This window comes from Micromonospora sp. BRA006-A, assembly GCF_033433935.1.
Classification (GTDB): Bacteria; Actinomycetota; Actinomycetes; order Mycobacteriales; family Micromonosporaceae; genus Micromonospora; species Micromonospora aurantiaca.
On sequence record NZ_JANCLW010000001.1, the window covers coordinates 2,423,743 to 2,439,846 of the forward strand.

Consider the following 16,104-nt stretch of genomic DNA (forward strand, 5'->3'; position numbering starts at 1 on the left):
CCCCGCCGCCTCAGCGCTCCGGGGTGTCGCCGGGGCGGGTCTGCTCGGCGAGGAAGCGTTCCAGTTCGGCGCCGAGTTCGTCGGCGGTGGGCAGCGGCCCGGTCTCGCCGGCGAGCAGGTTCTTCTCGCCCCGGCCGCGGGCGAACGCGTCGTACTGCTCCTCAAGCGCCTGGACCAGCGTCGCCGCCTCCTCGGTCTGGGTGACCTGGCGGTCGATCTCCACCCGGACCGCCTCGGCCGCGGTCCGCAGCGCCTCGACCGGCAGCAGCAGGCCGGTGCTGCGGGACACGGCGGACAGCAGCGCCTCGGCGGCGGCCGGGTACTCGGCCTGGGCCACGTAGTGCGGCACGTGCGCGGCGAAGCCGAGGGCGTCGCGCCCCTGCTCGCCGAGGCGGTACTCCAGCAGGTGACCGACGCCGGCCGGCACCTGCACCTTCTGCAGCCACGGCTCGTGCCCGGCGATCAGGTCCTTGCGGGTGGCGTGCGCGGTGACGCCGCTGGGCCGGGTGTGCGGCACCGCCATCGGGATCGAGTTGAGCCCGACGGTGAGCCGGACGTCGAGGCGGGCGCTGAGCCCGGCGACGGCGGCCACGAAACGCTCCCACTGCAGGTCCGGCTCGGGCCCGGTGAGCAGCAGGAACGGGGTCTCGTCGTCGTCGCGCAGCAGGTGCAGCTCCAGCGCCGGGGCGTCGTAGGACTCCCAGTGGTCCTCGACGAACGTCATCACCGGGCGGCGGGAGCGGTAGTCGAAGACCTGGTCCACGTCGAAGCGGGCGATGACCTGGGCGTCGAGCGAGGTGAGCAGCTGTTCCCGGGCCAGCCGGGTGGCGTTGCCGGCGTCGACGAAGCCGGTGAGCGCCTGGATCAGCACCGGCTGGCCGAGCTCGGGCAGCTCGTCGGTGAGTTCGTAGAGCTCGTGTGGATCGAGCACCGGTGGGTCCTCCCTGTCGACGCGTGCGGGGGAGCGCCGAGCGTGCGGACTCCCCGGTTCGGCAAACGTACCGGGGTGGGTGGTCCATTCCGTTACGGCCACGTCCGATGCCCGGATGATGATCACGATTCGGCTACGCCCCGGTCCGGCGACCCATATCCGGATCGTCCGAACGGACGAGTTAGTCGATCATCGGGCGGGACCTGGAGGTCTGCGGCGTTCCTGCCCGCGCCGCCGCGCGCGCCGTCGCCCGGGTGATTGGTCCGGTTCCTGAGGTCCGTGGTCCGCCGGCCCGCGCCGGGGTGGGCCGTCCGCTTCGGAGCGGCCAAAGTGTGGCGAGGGCCACCCTTTCGGCCTGGGTGATCCCGGTTTGCCCTGCCTAGCCTCGTCGGATGCGTAACGACGGCAACCTCGACGACCCGTTCGGCTCCGGCCGCCCGGCTGACCGTTCGGACGATACCCCCTCCACCGACCGTTCGGCGAAGCTCCAGGGACTCTTCCGGCGTACCCGCTTCTGGGCACCCATGAACCCCCGGCCCGGCCGGACGAAGCTGGCGGTCGCCACCGGCGCGGCCTGCTGCCTCGGCCTGGTCGGTGTCAGCCAGGCCGGCTTCGGCGCCCCGGACCGCGCCGCCGCCCCGGCGCCCTCGGCGGAGGTCGCCGAGCGCGCGGAGGTCGACCCGGCCTCCCGGGCCATGACCCGGCCGAGCACCGCCCCCGCCGCTCCCACCCCCAGCGTCACCCCGTCCGCGACGGCGAGCCCCAAGGCGACCACCAAGCCCAAGCCGAAGAAGACGGTCCGGCAGATCGTCCCGGTCGCCGGCCTGGACCGCACCCAGATGAACAACGCCAAGAAGATCGTGCAGGCCGGCAAGGAGATGGGCATGCCGCGCCGCGCCCTGGTCATCGCGGTGGCGACCGCCATGCAGGAGAGCACCCTGCTCAACTACGCCAGCGGCGTGCTGCCCGAGTCGCAGAACTACCCGCACCAGGCGATCGGCTGGGACCACGACTCGGTCGGGCTGTTCCAGCAGCGCCCCAGCAGCGGCTGGGGCACCGTCGAGCAGCTGATGGACCCGGAGTACGCGACGAAGGCGTTCCTGTCCGCGCTCGCCGAGATCCCCGGCTGGCAGAGCCTGCCGCTCTCGGTGGCCGCCCAGGCCGTGCAGATCTCCGCGTTCCCGGACGCGTACGCCCAGCACGAGTGGCGCGCCGGCGAGGTGGTGGCGGAGATCCTGGGCTGACCCGGACGGGTGGTTGCGGAAGGGCCGATTCGGGTATCAGAGGGCTTGCCGGTCCCAGGTACACATGAAGGGGACCGCGGGACGGGAGGACTCTCATGTCGCTGATGCAACGGATCACCGCCTTCCTGCGGTCGCCGCGGGGCCGGCAACTGGTCGATCGCGGCCGGCGTGAGATGTCGAAGCCGGAGAACCAGGCCCGGCTGCGGCAGATCGCGACCCGGCTGCAGTCGCGCCGGCGCTGACCCGCGTCACCCCCGCCGCACGAGCCTCCGGAGCCCTTCGTGACCGACCCCGCCCCCGTCGACGGGGAGCCCAACGCCGTCCCCACCGCCCCCGTCCCGCCGGTGGAGGTGCCCGAGGCGCCACCGGCCAAGCTGTGGGACCGGATGCGGGAGGACCCGCAGTACGCGCCGGAGCACCTGGCCCTGGAGGCGGTGCGCCGGCTCGGCCCGGAGGCCGCCCAGTGGGCCGCCCGGGAGCGGGCGCTGCGGCCGGACGCCCCGCCGGAGCACCTGGCCGACCAGGCGGTCCGCAAGTTCGTCAACCACGCCCGGCTCTCCGGTGCGGTGTCCGGCGCGGCCGGGCTGCCCGGCGCGGTGATCGACGTTGGGGTGCTGGCCTGGACCCAGGCCCGGCTGGTGCTGCACGTCGCGGCCGCCTACGGCGTCGATCCGGCCCACCCCGACCGGGCCACCGACCTGCTGGTGCTCCAGCGGGTGCACAAGGTCGCCGAGACGGCCCGCCTCGCGCTGGGCGTGGCCGCCGGCCGGGAGCGGGCCGGTGCCCTCTTCGGCTCCGCCGGCGACCGGGCGCTGGGCCGGGTGATGCTCCAGCTCGGGGTCCGGCTGGCCCGGATGGCCGGGGTGCGTGCCGCCAAGCGGATGTTCGCCAAGGTCGTGCCGGGCGCCGCGATCGTGCTCGGCACCTGGGCCAACTCGTCGGCCACCAAGGAACTGGCCGACCGTACGCGTGCCCTCTACCGCGCCGCCGGTCCCCGGCAGCTACCGGGCCCGCGTCAGCCCTGACCAGCCGGAGGCGTTCCAGGCCACCTCGGCCAGCCGGCCCTGCCCGGTCGCGTTCGGGTGGAACCAGTCGAGCGCGTTGACCTGGTCCAGGTCGAAGCGGTGGCGGTGCACCGCGCCGCCGTCCCACCGGCAGCGTGACCCGTACGCCCGGCAGGCGGCGCGCAGTTGCCCGTCGTACGCCTCGATCCGGTCCCGGACGCGGGCCCGGCGGGCCACCGCGGCGGGCGCGGTCGACGTGGCGCCTGCGAGCAGCGACGGGCAGACGCCCCGCGACCAGGCCCGCACGGCGCGGGGCTCGGTGTGCCCGATCTGCCAGAGCCGGTACAGGTCCGGGATGCTGGCCACCAGCACCCGGGCCTTCGGCCGGCCGTCGCGTAGCACGCCCAGCGCCGCGTCGACCTGGTCGCGGAACGTGGCGACCGGCGTCATGTCGTCGACGTCGCCCCGGCAGGCGTCGTTCGCGCCGATCAGCACGGTGACCAGGTCGGCCTTGTCGCGTACCGCCGACCGGGCCTGGCCGGCCAGCGCGGACGCGCGGGCCCCGGGCACGGCCCGGTTGTACGCCCGCAGCCCCGGCGTGTCGGCGCGCAGCCGCCGGTAGAGGCTCTCCACCCGCAGGCCGTCCCCGGTCGACCAGGAGTTGCGTTCGCAGCTCACCAGCACCAGGCAGGAGCCGTAGCCGGTGCTGACCGAGTCGCCGAGCGCGACCAGCACCCGGGGCTCGCCGGGGGCGGGTGTGCCGGACGGCCGGGGTGACGCCTCGCCGGAGCCGTCACAGGCGAGCGCGACCAGCGCCGCCAGGCAGGCCAGCGCGGCGATCCAGCGTCTCATCGGTCCCCCGTCCGGCGGCGGCAACGGGCGCGTCGACCCTATGCCCCGGCGGGGTTCCGGTGGCGGTTCTGTCGGCTATCAGCATCGACCACTGTCGTTCACATGTGTCGTGCCGGCGCAGGCCGGCCGTGCAGCCACCGGTGCAGCGCCCGGGTGATCCGGGGCAGCACCAGGTAGGTCATCAGCGGGGTGAGCACGAGCGTCATCAGCAGCGTCCGGCCGGCCAGCGGCACGCCGGCGAGGAACCGGGTGGTCAGCAGCGTGGCGGCCAGGCTGAGCGGGAAGAACGCCAGCCAGATCGTGACCGCCTGCTTCCAGCGCGGCGGCGCGGCCGGCTCCGGCTCGCCGAACGTCTCGACCACGTGGTCCACCGGCGGGTCGAACCAGCCCTCGATGCCGGTGCGCCGCTCGACCCGGGTGTGCTCGACGATGCCCTGGGCCGAGCCGAGCCACCAGCGCCGCTGCGGCGAGTCCTCCCAGTCGCGCAGCGTGTCCGCGTCGGCGAAGCGGTACATCACGTGCCACTCGCCGGAACCGGGGGCGCTGCGGACGAAACCGGCGCCGAGGAAGCCCGGGAAGCTCTCCGCGAGCGCCGTCCCGGCCCGCATCCACGCGACCACCTCGTCGGTACGCGCCGGGTCGGCGCGCCGGGACACGGCGACGGTAACGGGTACGGCCTGCGTCGTGGTCATGCCATCCTCTCCACCGTCCGCGGGATCTCCGCCGGTACCGGCGCACCGATGTAACGCACCCGCTGTCCGGGCGCATCCGGCGCCTGCCCGCCGGGTGTCCCGGATCACCGGCGTTCCCGCCCCGGCCGGTTATCCCCGCCCGTGCCGGGGTAGGCCCCAGGAATGACCCGATCACAGCCCCGCCGTGCCCGAGGCACGGTCGGCCACGCGAACAGCGCCCTGAACCTGCGGCTCGCGCTCGCCACGTTCGGTCTGGTCGTGATGACCGTCTTCGCGGTGCTCGCGTTCGCCGCGAACATCGCCTGGCTGGGTGTCGTCTGCGCGCTGCTCGCCGTGGTGGCGGTGGTCGACCTGGTCGTGATCCAGCGCCGCCGCGCCGCGCGCCGCCGGGAGGAGCCGGGCGTGCGGCACTCGCTGTTCGAGTGACAGGAGTACGAGATGCCCATCGCCACCACCAATCCCGCCACCGGACAGGTGCTCAAGACGTACGAGGCGATGTCGGACGAGCAGATCGACGCCGCGATCGAGCGCGCCGACCTCGCCTTCCGGCAGTTGCGCGACACCACCATCGCGCAGCGGGCCCGGTGGCTCGTCACCGCCGCCGACCTGCTCGACGCCGAGCGCGACGAGACGGCCCGGCTGATGACCACCGAGATGGGCAAGACGTACGCCGCCGCGAAGGCGGAGGTCACCAAGTGCGCCACCGCCTGCCGCTTCTACGCCGACAACGCGCCCCGGATGCTCGCGGACGAGCCGGCCGACGCCGCCGCGGTCAAGGCGAAGCGGGCGTACGTGCGCTACCAGCCGATCGGGCCGGTGCTCGCGGTGATGCCGTGGAACTTCCCGCTGTGGCAGGTGATGCGATTCGCCGCCCCGGCCCTGATGGCGGGCAACACCGGCCTGCTCAAGCACGCCTCGAACGTGCCGCAGACCGCGCTCTACCTGGAGGACGTGTTCCGCCGGGCCGGCTTCCCCGAGGGCGCGTTCACCACGTTGCTGGTCGGCTCCGACGCGGTCGACCGGATCCTCAGCGACCCCCGCGTGCGCGCCGCCACCCTCACCGGCAGCGAGCCGGCCGGCCGGTCCATCGCCCAGATCGCCGGCCGGGAGATCAAGAAGACGGTGCTGGAGCTGGGCGGCAGCGACCCGTTCGTGGTGATGCCCTCGGCCGACCTGGACACCGCCGCCGAGGTCGCCACGACGGCCCGCTGCCAGAACAACGGGCAGTCCTGTATCGCCGCGAAGCGGTTCATCGTGCACACCGACGTGTTCGACGCGTTCGCGGAGAAGTTCGCCGCCCGGATGGCGGCGCTGCGGGTCGGCGACCCGATGGACGACGGCACCGACGTCGGCCCGCTGGCCAGCGAGCGCGGTCGCGACGAGGTACACGCCCAGGTCACCGACGCGGTGGACCAGGGCGCGACGGTGCTCTGCGGCGGCGAGAAGCCGGCCGGGGACGGCTGGTACTACCCGCCGACCGTGGTCACCGACCTGCGCCCGGAGATGCGGATGTGGTCCGAGGAGGTGTTCGGGCCGGTCGCCGGGCTCTACCGGGTCGGCTCGTACGACGAGGCGATCGCTGTCGCCAACGGCACCAGCTTCGGCCTCGGCTCCAACGCCTGGACCAACGACCCGGCCGAGCAGGAGCGCTTCGCCGTCGACCTGGACGCCGGCAACGTGTTCATCAACGGCATGACCACGTCCTATCCGGAGCTGCCGTTCGGTGGTGTGAAGAACTCCGGGTACGGCCGCGAGCTGTCCGCCGCCGGGATGCGCGAGTTCTGCAACACCAAGACGGTGTGGATCGGCCAGGGCGAGGCCGGCGCGGGCGCCGGCGCGCACTCCGAGTAGACGCGATTGGCCGGACGCCGTCACGGGTAGGAAAGCCCACCATGACGGCGTTCGGCTTCCACGCATCCCACGAGCAGATCCACCCGGCCCGGCTGCTGGAGGCGGTGATCCACGCCGAGCGCGCCGGCTTCGACGCGGCCATGTGCTCCGACCACTTCTCGCCGTGGAGCGAGCGGCAGGGCCAGTCCGGGTTCGCCTGGTCCTGGCTCGGCGCCGCCCTCCAGGCCACGAACCTGTCCTTCGGCGTGGTGAACGCGCCCGGCCAGCGCTACCACCCGGCGATCATCGCGCAGGCCATCGGCACGCTCGGCGCCATGTACCCGGGCCGGTTCTGGGCCGCGCTGGGCACCGGCGAGGCGTCGAACGAGCACATCACCGGCGAGGTCTGGCCGCGCAAGGACATTCGTACCGCCCGGCTGCGTGAGTGCGTCGACGTGATCCGGGCGCTGCTCGCAGGCGAGGAGGTCAGCCACGACGGCCTCGTCACCGTCGACCGGGCGAAGCTGTGGACCCGGCCGGAGGAGCCGCCCGCGCTGGTCGGCGCCGCCGTCAGCGTCGCCACCGCGCGCTGGTGCGCCGAGTGGGCCGACGGACTGATCACCGTCAACGCGCCGGTCGAGCACCTGCGGCGGATGATCGACGCCTACCGGGACGCGGGCGGACGCGGCCCGCTGCACCTCCAGGTGCACGTGAGCTGGGCGCCCGAGCAGGAACAGGCCGAGGCGATCGCGTACGAGCAGTGGCGCAGCAACGTGTTCGCGCCGCCGGTCTGCTGGGATCTGGAGACCCCCGAGCACTTCGACGTGGCGAGCGCCGACGTGCCGATGTCCAAGGTCGCCGAGACCGTGAACGTCTCCGCCGACCTGGGCCGGCACATCGGCTGGCTGGAGGAGTACGTGGCGCTGGGCTTCGACCGGATCGCGCTGCACCACGTCGGGCAGGAGCAGCGCGCGTTCATCGACACGTTCGGCGCCGAGGTGCTGCCGAAGTTGCGCTCCGCTGCCTGATCACACATCTGCCCGTCGGCGCTTAGGCTCGTCGTTCGTGGATGCTCTGTTCGAGGTCGTGGTCTTCCTGGCCATCGCGACCTTCGGTGCGGCGCTGGCCCGCCGGCTCGGCCTGCTCGCGCCGATCCTGCTGGTGGTGCTCGGCCTCGCGTTGTCCTACCTGCCGTTCTTCCCGCACGTGCGGCTGGACCCGGACCTGGTGCTGGTGGGCATCCTGCCGCCACTGCTCTACGTGGCGGCGCTGGAGACGTCGGTGCCGGCGTTCCGGCTCAACCTGCGGCCGATCCTGCTGCTCGCCGTCGGGCTGGTCGTCTTCACCGCGTTCGCGGTGGGCACCGTCGTGCACTGGTTCCTGCCCGAACTGCCGTACGCGATCTGCCTGGCGCTCGGCGCGGTGGTGGCACCGCCGGACGCGGTCGCCGCCACGGCGGTGGCCCGGCGGGTCGGCCTGCCCCGGCGGGTCGTCACCATCCTGGAGGGCGAGAGCCTGGTCAACGACGCCACCGCGCTGGTGCTGCTGCGGGTGGCGATCGTCGCCGCGACCGCCACCACCGGCGGCGTCGGCGCCGGCGACGTGGCCCGCGAGGTGGTCGTCGCGGCCGGCGGCGGCATCCTGGTCGGCCTGCTGGGCGTGGTGGTCTTCGGCTACCTGCACAAGCGCATCACCGACCCGGTGCTGGACAACGCGCTGTCGCTGATCGTGCCGTTCGCCGTGGTCTTCGCCGCCGAGGAGATCCACGCCTCCGGCGTGGTCGCGGTGGTGGTGACCGGCCTCGGCATCGGGCACAAGCTGCCCACGCTGCTGTCGGCCGCCTCCCGGCTCCAGGTGACCGCGTTCTGGCGGCTGATCCGGTTCCTCCTCGAAGGACTGGTGTTCCTGCTGGTCGGCCTGCAACTGCCGGAGGTGGTCCGCGACCTCGACGAGCCGATCGGCTCGCTGGCCGCGATCACCGTCGCGGTGCTGGCCGCCGTCTTCCTGTCCCGGTTCGTCTGGGTGTTCCCGGCCACCTACCTGGCCCGGCTGGTGCCCCGGATCCGGCAGCGCGACCCGGCGCCGCCGGTGCAGTTCCCCGTCGTCATCGGCTGGGCCGGCATGCGGGGCGTGGTGACGCTCGCCGCCGCGCTGGGCCTGCCGCTCACGCTCGCCGGCGACGCGCCGTACCCGCGGGCGCTGCTCATCTGGCTCGCCTTCGCGGTGATCGTCGCGACGCTCGTCGGGCAGGGCGCCACGCTGCCCTGGGTGGCCCGGCGGCTGCGGCTGCCCCCGGACGACCCGGTGCAGGACGCGCTGTCCGCCGCCGGGGTGCAGCAGCGGGCCAGCCGGGCCGCCCGGGAACGCCTCGACGAACTGGCCGAGGGCGCGCCGGAGGCGGTGGTGGAACGCCTGCGCGGGCTGACCACCTCGCGGGCCAACCTGGCCTGGGAGCGGCTGGGCGGCACCGGACGGGAGACCCCCTCCCAGGCGTACGCGCGCCTGCGGCAGGAGATGATCGACGCGGAGCGGGAGGTGTTCCGGGCCGCCCGCGACTCCGGCCAGATCCCGGAGGAGGTGCTCACCCGCGCCTATCGTGATCTGGATCTGGAGGAGTCCATGCTGCGACAGGAGGTCGTCGAATGAGTTGCCAGCACCTGGCCGAGGCGGGCACGGCCGAGCCCGGCACCACGACCGAGTGCCCGGACTGCGTGGCCATCGGCAACCCGGACTGGGTGCACCTGCGCGCCTGCCTGACCTGCGGGCACGTGGGCTGCTGCGACTCGTCGCCGTACCAGCACGCCACGAAGCACTTCGAGTCGACCGGGCACCCGGTGATGCGGTCGGTCCAGCCGGGGGAGTCGTGGCGCTGGTGCTTCGTGGACGAGGAGATCGGCTGACTCAGCCGACCCGGCGCTCCAGCACCTGCCCGGTCCACGTCGGGCGGCCCGGCCGCTCCACGGTGAACGGCTCGGTGGCGGTGAACCCGCAGCGCTCGTAGAACCGCACGAGCGCCCGGTCCGGGCTGCGGAAGCAGTCCACCCGCAGCAGGCCGACGCCGCGGTCGCGGGCCAGCTCCGCCGCGTACGCCAGCAGCCGCGCCCCGACGCCGCGTCCCGCGTACGCCCGGTCGGTGACCAGCAGGTTCACGTACAGCTCCGGCTCGGTGGCGGGCGGCACGTACTCGGTCGCCGCGCCCACCACCAGCGCGCCCGCCACCGTCGCGTCGATCTCGGCGAGGTACAGGCCGTCGCCGGTGGCCCACGCCTCGGCCTGGGCGATGCGGCGCGGGTCGATCGACGCCGGCTCGGTGCCCCACTGGTCGGTACGCCCCAGTTCGGTCAGCCAGGCGGTGGCGCTGTCGAGCAGCCGCAGCAGCGTGGGCGCGTCGCCGGGCCCACCCGGGCGGATCGTGATGCTCTGCCGGTCGGTCATCCCGCCATGCTGCTACACGCGGGTCACGCGGGTCACGCGGGTCACGCGGGCACACCGGCGGGCCGGGTCTCCGGCGCCCGCCGGTTCGCGATCGCCCGGCCGGCCAGCGCCGGAGCGGCCAGCCCGGCGGCGGCGAGTATCCCGCCGAGCACCAGCCAGCCGACCGGACCGCCGCCGAGCACCAGCAGCGTGAGCAGTCCCCGGCCGAGCGCCTGGGCCAGCCCGGCGAGCAGGCCGTCCGCACCCTGGTAGGCGCCGATCGCGCCGGGCGGGGCCAGGTCGTAGGCGAGGCCCGCGCCGGCCGTGCCGTGCCACAGGTCGCCCACCGTCCACACCGCAGTCGCGACGAGCAGCAGGATGACCGCCGGGAGCACCGGCAGCGCGGCCGTCGCCGCGTACAACGGTGTCGCCGCCGCGAGCACGAGCCCGGCCCGGCGCAGCTTCCGCGCAGCCGGCGCGGCCCGCTCGGCACCCCGGCTCAGCCGGACCGCGAGCAGCACGGTGAGGACCGTGTTCGCCAGCAGCACCGCCGACACCACGGGTGGCGGCGCGCCGGCCCGGTCCACAGTCCACAACGGCACGACGAGCACGAGCACCGTCACGTGTGTGCTGAGCACCGCCGACACGCCGCTCACCGCGAGGAACCGCCAGTCCCGCAGCGGTCGCCCGCGCCGCGGCGTGCCCGGCATGCGTCGCTCTCCGGCGGCCACGGGTTGTGGCGGCAGGCGCAGCAGCAGCGCTGCCGAGAGCAGGTAGGTGGCAGCGTTGCCGACGATCAGCACCTGGTACGCCCGGTGCGTGTCCACCGCGAGCGCGATCCCGGCCAGCGCGGTACCGGCGGTGATGCCCAGGTTCGCCACCGCGCGCAGCGTCGCGAACGCGTGCACCCGGCCGTCCGGGCCGCCCACCGCCGCGACGAGCGCCGCCCGTACCGCCAGGTTGCCGGCGGCGAGCAGCGCCTCCGGCACCGCCACCGCCAGGAACGCCGGAAACGAATTGACCAGCAGGTACGCCAGCGCGGCGACCGCCTGACCCACCTGGAGGACGGCCCGGAGCGTACGCGGATCCCACCTGTCCGCCAGCGCGCCCAGCGGCACGCTCGCGCTCAGCCCGACCAGCCCGGCGACGGTGAGCCCGGCGCCCACCGAGGTGGCGGAGAGGCCCACGTCCCGGGTCAGGTAGAGCGCCCCGCCCGCCAGCCACAGTCCCGCGCCGACGGTGTTGACGAGCGTGGCGTACGCGAGCGTGCGCAGCGGCCCGGGTGGCGGGAGCGGCGAGACGCGTCCCATCAGCGGGGTCCGGCGAGGGCCATGCGGTCGACGCTAGGGCCGTTCCGCCGGGCCCGGAGCCCCGCCCGGGGCGACGCCCGTCACACCACGAGGCGGCGCTGGGCCTCGACCCGGCCGAGCGGATCGCGATGCGCGGCGGCGATCGGTGGCCTTCCAGAAAGGTGAGACCTCAAGCGATATGACTCTCAGGCATATTCATGCCTCACGGTCATATCGCTTTCGGGGTGTTCCTTGTTCTCGCCACGACACGCCGGGGCGGAGGCCTGACGGAGAGCGTGCGGGGTCGGCGGGTGGGCCGCACGTCGCGAGGGGCATCGCCGCGAGGCGGGCCGGGAGCGGTTAACCGGTCGACCGGGGACGCGGGCCGTGCCACGATCGCGCGGTGCCCGCCTCCGTGACCGCCCTGCTGCGCCGGCAGTTCGACCTGACCTGGGCGCTCGCCGAGTACCACCTCGACCGGCTGGAGCCGGCTGACTTCCTCTGGGAGCCGGCCGCGGTGTGCTGGACCATGCGCCGGGATCCGGCCGGCGGGTGGCGTCCCGACTGGGCCGACACCGAGCCGGACCCGGTGCCGGTGCCCACGATCGGGTGGCTGACCTGGCACGTCGGCTGGTGGTGGTCGGTCGCGGCCGGCCACGTGCGGCAGCGGCCGGCGCGGGAACGCGACGACATCCGCTGGCCCGGACCGGGCGCGGAGACGGTGGCGTGGCTGCGGGAGCTGCGGTCGGAGTGGACGGACACGCTGGACGGGCTGACCGAGGCCGGCCTGGACCGGCCGTCCGCGTACCCCTGGCCCGCCGACGCCGGGCTCACCGTCGCGGACCTGGCCGCGTGGGTGAACGCCGAGCTGATGAAGAACGTGGCCGAGATCGGGCAGCTCCGGCTGCTGCGCGCGGCGGCCTGAGCCGGGCGGAGCTCAGTGCGCGCCGCCGAGGTTGAGCACCACCACCCCGGCGATGACCAGTCCCGCCCCGACCACCTTCGTCACGCTCAGCGGCTCGCCGAGGAACGCCGCGCCGATCGCCATGATGGCGGCCGTGCCGAGTCCGGACCAGACCGCGTACGCGACGCCGACCGGGATGTCCTTCACGGCCAGCGAGAGCAGCCCGAATGCGGACAGGTACGCCACGGCGAGGCCGGCAGTGGGCCAGAGCCGGGTGAAGCCGTCGGTGGCCTTGAGCAGACTGGTGCCGATCACCTCGGCGGTGATCGCGCCGAGCAGGAACAGGTACGCCATCGCAGGACCGTACCCGGTCCTGCGATGGCGTCCGGTCAGCTCGGTCAGGAGACCGTGCAGGCCTTTCCGTTCAGGGTGACCAGCCCCGGATCCGGGTTCGGGATCCGGGAGGCGGTCCCGTTGAAGCCGAACGTGGTGGACGCGCCCGGCGCCAGCTTCGCGTTCCAGGACAGGTTCTTCGCGGTGACCGTGGCGCCGCTCTGGCCGAGCTGCGCCGACCACGCGTGGTCGACCTTCTGGTCGCCGAGGAACGCCCAGCGCAGGCTCCACCCGTTCACCGCCGTCGTGCCGGTGTTGCGCACCGTCACCTGGGTGGTGAAGCCGGACGGCCAGCTCCCGTGCGTGGTGTAGGTGACCGCGCAGGACGGCGCCGGCACCGCGCCGGCGTCACCCTGGTCGGCCAGGAACGACGCGAGCCAGGTCAGCGCCGAGTTCCAGTTGATCGCCACCTCGTTCGTCGCGTACGAGTTGATGTCGTCGACGTAGCAGAACATCGGCGCGCACCCGGCGAGCAGGTTCGCCGCGAACGGGTCCTGCAGCGCGGCGTTCGGACCACCGGCGAGCGAACCGGCCGGCGGGCGCGGCAGGTCCGGGTTCAGCTGGTGGCCGAAGATCCGGCTGTGCTGGTTGCGGGCGTGCTGCTCGCCCCACCCGGTCACGTACGACATGTTCAGCGCGTTGCGGCCGAACAGGTAGTCCGCGGCCTGCACCGCGCCGTCCCGGTACTTCGCGTCCCGGCTCAGGTCGAACGCGGTGGCGAGCACGATGGCGTTGTTCACCAGGTTGCTGTTGCTGCCCCAGACGTACGCGTCGGCGCTGCCCGGGAACGGCAGCCCGTACGCCTGGCCGGCGATCGTGGCCAGGTAGCTGTCAGCGGCGGCGGTGATCGACTCGCGGATGCGGGTCTTCTCCGCGGCGGGCAGCGTGTTCGGCACGGTGGCCAGGTCGAGGCGGCCCAGCGCGGCGACGCTCTGCCAGCCGAACGCGCCGTTCGGGGCGAACACGTCGGCGGTGTGCAGCGGCGAGCCGGTGACGTCGGCCAGGTACGCCTTGTCGCCGGTGGTCAGCCACAGCTCGGCGGCGGCCCAGTAGAACTCGTCGGTGACGTTCGTGTCGTCGTACGCGCCGCCGCCGGTGCCGTCGCCGGCCGAGGCGTAGATCGCCGGGTGCGCCTTGGCCGCCGCGTACGCGGTCTTCGCGGCGGTGCCGCAGCGCGCGGCGAACGCGGCGTCGTACGGAGCGTACAGCCGCTGGCACTGCGCGGCGACGGCGGCCAGGTTCAGCGTGGCGGCGGTGGACGGCGCGTGCAGCTCGCGCGGCTGCGGGTCGTCCTGGGGCTGCAGCGGCAGGCCGGTCCAGTTCCGGTCGTGGATCTTGTGGTGGACCATCCCGGCCAGCGGCTCGCCCGCCGGCACCTGCATGCGCAGCAGGAACTCCAGCTCCCAGCGGGCCTCGTCGAGCACGTCCGGCACGTCGTTGCCGCGCTCGGGCAGCCGCAGCGTGGAGTCGCCCAGGGCGGCACCGCCGCCGGCGGTCTCGGCCGTCTTGGTCCGCTCGAACGTGCTCAGCAGCTGGTAGGCGGCGATGCCGCCGTTGACGACGTACTTGCCGTGGTCGCCCGCGTCGTACCAGCCGCCGCGCACGTCCAGCGAGTAGTCGCAGACGCCGGCCTGGCACGGCACGTCGGTGTCACCCTGGTTGGGCGCGACGCCGAGGTGGCCGGCCGGGCGGGCGTACTCCTCGCCGATCAGGTCGCCGTCGATCTCGATGCCGCTGCGCTGGGCGTAGAAGAACTGCAGCGAGTCGGCGCGCAGCCGGTCGTAGAGCGCGCCGGAGATGTCGAACGGGTGGCTGGTCTCGCCGTCCACTGTCAGCGTGTAGCCGGTGCCCGGCGTGCGGTACGCGGAGAAGTCGACCGTCTGCACGTTCTGCGCCGAGGCGGCGTCGGTGCCGCGCGGCGTGGTCTGCCCGCCGGCGACCACCGCGCCGCTGCCCGACTTCAACTGCCACGGCAGCGCGTCGGTGGCCTCGGTGACCACAGTCGCGTGCTTCGGCCCGCCGGGCAGGTAGCCGACCTGGTTGACCCGGACCCGGGGCCCGGTGTCCGGCTCGTACGGCGGCGCCGGCTCCCCGCCGCGCAGCGACACGTTGTCCAGGCAGAACGTCTGCGCCTGGGCGCTGCCACCGACCTGGAAGATCAGCTGGGCGGTGGGGTTGTCGGCCGGGGAGGTGAAGGTGGTGGTGACGTGCTTCGCGGTGCCGGTGGCGGTGGCGTCGACGCTCGCGTACGTGGTGTAGGGGGCGCTGCCGAGCTGGAGCACCGCCTTGACGGCCGCGCCGGGGGTCGCGGAGACGTCGAAGGACAGCTCGTACTCGGCACCCTGGGTCAGCGGCACCGCGTCCTGGCCGATGCCGGCGTCCCACGGGTTGGCGGTGCCCGCCGCGACGGAGGTGCAGAGCCGGCCGTCGACGACCGCGAGGTCGCCGGTGCCGTAGGAGAACCAGGGGGAGACACCGGCGCTGAAGTCGCCGTTGCGCAGTTGTTCGGGGGCGTCCGGCGGCACCTCGGCGCTCGCCGGACCGGCGGTGAGGCCGGTGAGCGCCAGCGTGGTGGCCGCGAGCGCGGCGAGCCGACGACGGGATCGGGTCACGGAGATTCCTTCCGTGCTCGGGGGTGGTGGGGAGACCGAGAGCTGGGAGCGCTCCCAATATCAGCCCGATGTTTCCACCGCGTTCCGTCGCTGTCAATCGATCCGGCCCGATGAGGCGCCCCGCCCGCGCGCGGCGCGATTCGGCGCGCCACGTACGATGTCAGTGATCTCCTAGAGACATCCGAGCCCTCGACCTGGCAGGCTGCGACCCATGACCCTGAAGCTTCGTTCCGTCGGAGCGAGCGACCGTGGGCTGATCCGCAGCGGTAACCAGGACGCGCAGCACGCGGGCGCCTGGCTGGTCGCGGTCGCCGACGGCATGGGCGGCATGGCGGCCGGCGACCTGGCCAGCCGCATCGCCATCGACGCGGTCGCCCCGTTGGACGTGGAGACGCCGGAGGACGCGCTCGTCGCCGCGCTCCAGGGCGGGATCGAGCTGGCCACCGCGCGGATCCGCCAGGCCGTCGAGGAGGACCCGGAGCGTCAGGGCATGGGCACCACGCTCACCGCGCTGCTGTTCGCCCGTACCGGCAGCTGTCTCGCGCTGGCGCACGTCGGCGACTCCCGGGCCTACCTGTACCGCGAGGGCGTGCTCAAGCAGGTCACCCGCGACGACACGTTCGTGCAGATGCTCGTCGACCAGGGCGTCATAACCGCCGAGCAGGCCAGCAGCCATCCCCGGCGCGCGGTGGTGACCCAGGCGTTGCAGGGCGACGAGGTCTCCCCGTCGTACGCCACGATGGTGCCCCGGGCCGGTGACCGCTGGCTGCTGTGCAGCGACGGCCTCTCCAACGTGGTCCGCGCGGACACGCTCACCGAGGTGCTCAGTGAGCAGCCGGAACGCGACGCCTGCGCGGCCCGGCTGATCGACCTGGCGTTGCGGGCCGGCGGCCCGGACAACATCACCGTCGTGATCGCCGACGTCGTCGAGGAGTAGCC

17 protein-coding genes are annotated in these 16,104 nt (G+C 73.8%); 10 read left to right on the top strand and 7 right to left on the bottom strand.

Features of this window, described 5'->3' with window-relative positions; genetic code table 11:
* Window positions 1-10: 10 nt before the first annotated feature.
* Entirely contained in the window at window positions 11-931 is a 921-nt protein-coding gene (locus NMK34_RS11530; RefSeq protein ID WP_194800969.1) for a proteasome assembly chaperone family protein, read from the bottom strand.
* 392 nt (window positions 932-1,323) lie between these two features.
* Between NMK34_RS11530 and NMK34_RS11535 the strand changes: the two genes are divergently transcribed.
* From NMK34_RS11535 to NMK34_RS11545, 3 genes are all read left to right on the top strand, one after another.
* A complete protein-coding gene (locus NMK34_RS11535; protein ID WP_318333384.1) occupies window positions 1,324-2,175 on the top strand; it encodes a peptidase M23 in 852 nt (283 codons plus the stop codon).
* Window positions 2,176-2,270: 95 nt separating this feature from the next.
* A complete protein-coding gene (locus tag NMK34_RS11540; protein WP_318333385.1) occupies window positions 2,271-2,417 on the top strand; it encodes a hypothetical protein in 147 nt (48 codons plus the stop codon).
* 39 nt (window positions 2,418-2,456) lie between these two features.
* Window positions 2,457-3,200, top strand: coding sequence for an EcsC family protein (locus NMK34_RS11545; RefSeq protein WP_135239299.1), 744 nt, complete (start codon window positions 2,457-2,459; stop codon window positions 3,198-3,200).
* Here NMK34_RS11545 and NMK34_RS11550 read toward each other — a convergent pair.
* A complete protein-coding gene (locus NMK34_RS11550) occupies window positions 3,177-4,031 on the bottom strand; it encodes a GDSL-type esterase/lipase family protein (RefSeq protein ID WP_318333386.1) in 855 nt (284 codons plus the stop codon). The genes NMK34_RS11545 and NMK34_RS11550 overlap by 24 nt on opposite strands.
* Window positions 4,032-4,129: 98 nt before the next feature.
* Window positions 4,130-4,723, bottom strand: a complete 594-nt coding sequence (locus NMK34_RS11555) for an antibiotic biosynthesis monooxygenase (protein ID WP_318333387.1) — start codon at window positions 4,721-4,723, stop codon at window positions 4,130-4,132.
* A 162-nt stretch (window positions 4,724-4,885) separates the two neighbouring features.
* Here NMK34_RS11555 and NMK34_RS11560 point away from each other — a divergent pair, with 162 nt between their 5' ends.
* Genes NMK34_RS11560 through NMK34_RS11580 form a run of 5 tightly spaced genes read left to right on the top strand, consistent with a single transcriptional unit; the run spans window position 4,886 to window position 9,453 of the window.
* Window positions 4,886-5,149 (top strand): DUF6343 family protein, encoded by a 264-nt coding sequence (locus NMK34_RS11560; RefSeq protein WP_262012294.1) that lies wholly within the window; start codon window positions 4,886-4,888, stop codon window positions 5,147-5,149.
* 12 nt (window positions 5,150-5,161) lie between these two features.
* On the top strand, window positions 5,162-6,574 hold the full coding sequence (locus NMK34_RS11565; protein WP_318333388.1) for an NADP-dependent succinic semialdehyde dehydrogenase: 1,413 nt from the start codon (window positions 5,162-5,164) through the stop codon (window positions 6,572-6,574).
* Window positions 6,575-6,615: 41 nt separating this feature from the next.
* Window positions 6,616-7,581, top strand: a complete 966-nt coding sequence (locus NMK34_RS11570) for a TIGR03885 family FMN-dependent LLM class oxidoreductase (protein ID WP_318333389.1) — start codon at window positions 6,616-6,618, stop codon at window positions 7,579-7,581.
* 37 nt (window positions 7,582-7,618) lie between these two features.
* A complete protein-coding gene (locus tag NMK34_RS11575; RefSeq protein WP_318333390.1) occupies window positions 7,619-9,199 on the top strand; it encodes a Na+/H+ antiporter in 1,581 nt (526 codons plus the stop codon).
* Window positions 9,196-9,453 (top strand): UBP-type zinc finger domain-containing protein, encoded by a 258-nt coding sequence (locus NMK34_RS11580; RefSeq protein ID WP_210894907.1) that lies wholly within the window; start codon window positions 9,196-9,198, stop codon window positions 9,451-9,453. The genes NMK34_RS11575 and NMK34_RS11580 overlap by 4 nt, the downstream gene beginning before the upstream one ends.
* A gap of 1 nt (window position 9,454) precedes the next feature.
* Here NMK34_RS11580 and NMK34_RS11585 read toward each other — a convergent pair whose 3' ends face one another.
* Both NMK34_RS11585 and NMK34_RS11590 read right to left on the bottom strand, forming a co-directional pair.
* Window positions 9,455-9,988: a GNAT family N-acetyltransferase gene (locus tag NMK34_RS11585; RefSeq protein WP_318333391.1), complete on the bottom strand. Its 534-nt coding sequence runs from the start codon at window positions 9,986-9,988 to the stop codon at window positions 9,455-9,457.
* A gap of 41 nt (window positions 9,989-10,029) precedes the next feature.
* A complete protein-coding gene (locus tag NMK34_RS11590) occupies window positions 10,030-11,277 on the bottom strand; it encodes an MFS transporter (protein ID WP_318333392.1) in 1,248 nt (415 codons plus the stop codon).
* 382 nt (window positions 11,278-11,659) lie between these two features.
* Between NMK34_RS11590 and NMK34_RS11595 the strand changes: the two genes are divergently transcribed.
* On the top strand, window positions 11,660-12,181 hold the full coding sequence (locus NMK34_RS11595) for a DinB family protein (RefSeq protein ID WP_318333393.1): 522 nt from the start codon (window positions 11,660-11,662) through the stop codon (window positions 12,179-12,181).
* A 12-nt stretch (window positions 12,182-12,193) separates the two neighbouring features.
* Here NMK34_RS11595 and NMK34_RS11600 read toward each other — a convergent pair whose 3' ends face one another.
* Complete coding sequence (locus NMK34_RS11600) at window positions 12,194-12,514, bottom strand: DMT family transporter (protein ID WP_282313780.1); 321 nt, start codon at window positions 12,512-12,514, stop codon at window positions 12,194-12,196.
* 44 nt (window positions 12,515-12,558) lie between these two features.
* Entirely contained in the window at window positions 12,559-15,165 is a 2,607-nt protein-coding gene (locus tag NMK34_RS11605) for a glycoside hydrolase family 9 protein (protein ID WP_318333394.1), read from the bottom strand.
* Between the two features lie 211 nt (window positions 15,166-15,376).
* On the opposite strand from NMK34_RS11605, the gene NMK34_RS11610 reads away from it, so the two are divergent.
* Window positions 15,377-16,102 (top strand): PP2C family protein-serine/threonine phosphatase, encoded by a 726-nt coding sequence (locus NMK34_RS11610; protein WP_194800983.1) that lies wholly within the window; start codon window positions 15,377-15,379, stop codon window positions 16,100-16,102.
* Window positions 16,103-16,104: the final 2 nt, after the last annotated feature.

Excerpts from the sequence above, each read along its gene's own strand:
- NMK34_RS11585 (WP_318333391.1), bottom strand. The coding sequence starts at position 9,988 with ATGACCGACCGGCAGAGCATCACGATCCGCCCGGGTGGGCCCGGCGAC.
- NMK34_RS11590 (WP_318333392.1), bottom strand. The coding sequence starts at position 11,277 with ATGGGACGCGTCTCGCCGCTCCCGCCACCCGGGCCGCTGCGCACGCTC.
- NMK34_RS11540 (WP_318333385.1), top strand. The coding sequence starts at position 2,271 with ATGTCGCTGATGCAACGGATCACCGCCTTCCTGCGGTCGCCGCGGGGC.
- NMK34_RS11565 (WP_318333388.1), top strand. The coding sequence starts at position 5,162 with ATGCCCATCGCCACCACCAATCCCGCCACCGGACAGGTGCTCAAGACG.
- NMK34_RS11600 (WP_282313780.1), bottom strand. The coding sequence starts at position 12,514 with ATGGCGTACCTGTTCCTGCTCGGCGCGATCACCGCCGAGGTGATCGGC.
- NMK34_RS11610 (WP_194800983.1), top strand. The coding sequence starts at position 15,377 with ATGACCCTGAAGCTTCGTTCCGTCGGAGCGAGCGACCGTGGGCTGATC.
- NMK34_RS11550 (WP_318333386.1), bottom strand. The coding sequence starts at position 4,031 with ATGAGACGCTGGATCGCCGCGCTGGCCTGCCTGGCGGCGCTGGTCGCG.
- NMK34_RS11560 (WP_262012294.1), top strand. The coding sequence starts at position 4,886 with ATGACCCGATCACAGCCCCGCCGTGCCCGAGGCACGGTCGGCCACGCG.
- NMK34_RS11580 (WP_210894907.1), top strand. The coding sequence starts at position 9,196 with ATGAGTTGCCAGCACCTGGCCGAGGCGGGCACGGCCGAGCCCGGCACC.
- NMK34_RS11555 (WP_318333387.1), bottom strand. The coding sequence starts at position 4,723 with ATGACCACGACGCAGGCCGTACCCGTTACCGTCGCCGTGTCCCGGCGC.
- NMK34_RS11570 (WP_318333389.1), top strand. The coding sequence starts at position 6,616 with ATGACGGCGTTCGGCTTCCACGCATCCCACGAGCAGATCCACCCGGCC.
- NMK34_RS11535 (WP_318333384.1), top strand. The coding sequence starts at position 1,324 with ATGCGTAACGACGGCAACCTCGACGACCCGTTCGGCTCCGGCCGCCCG.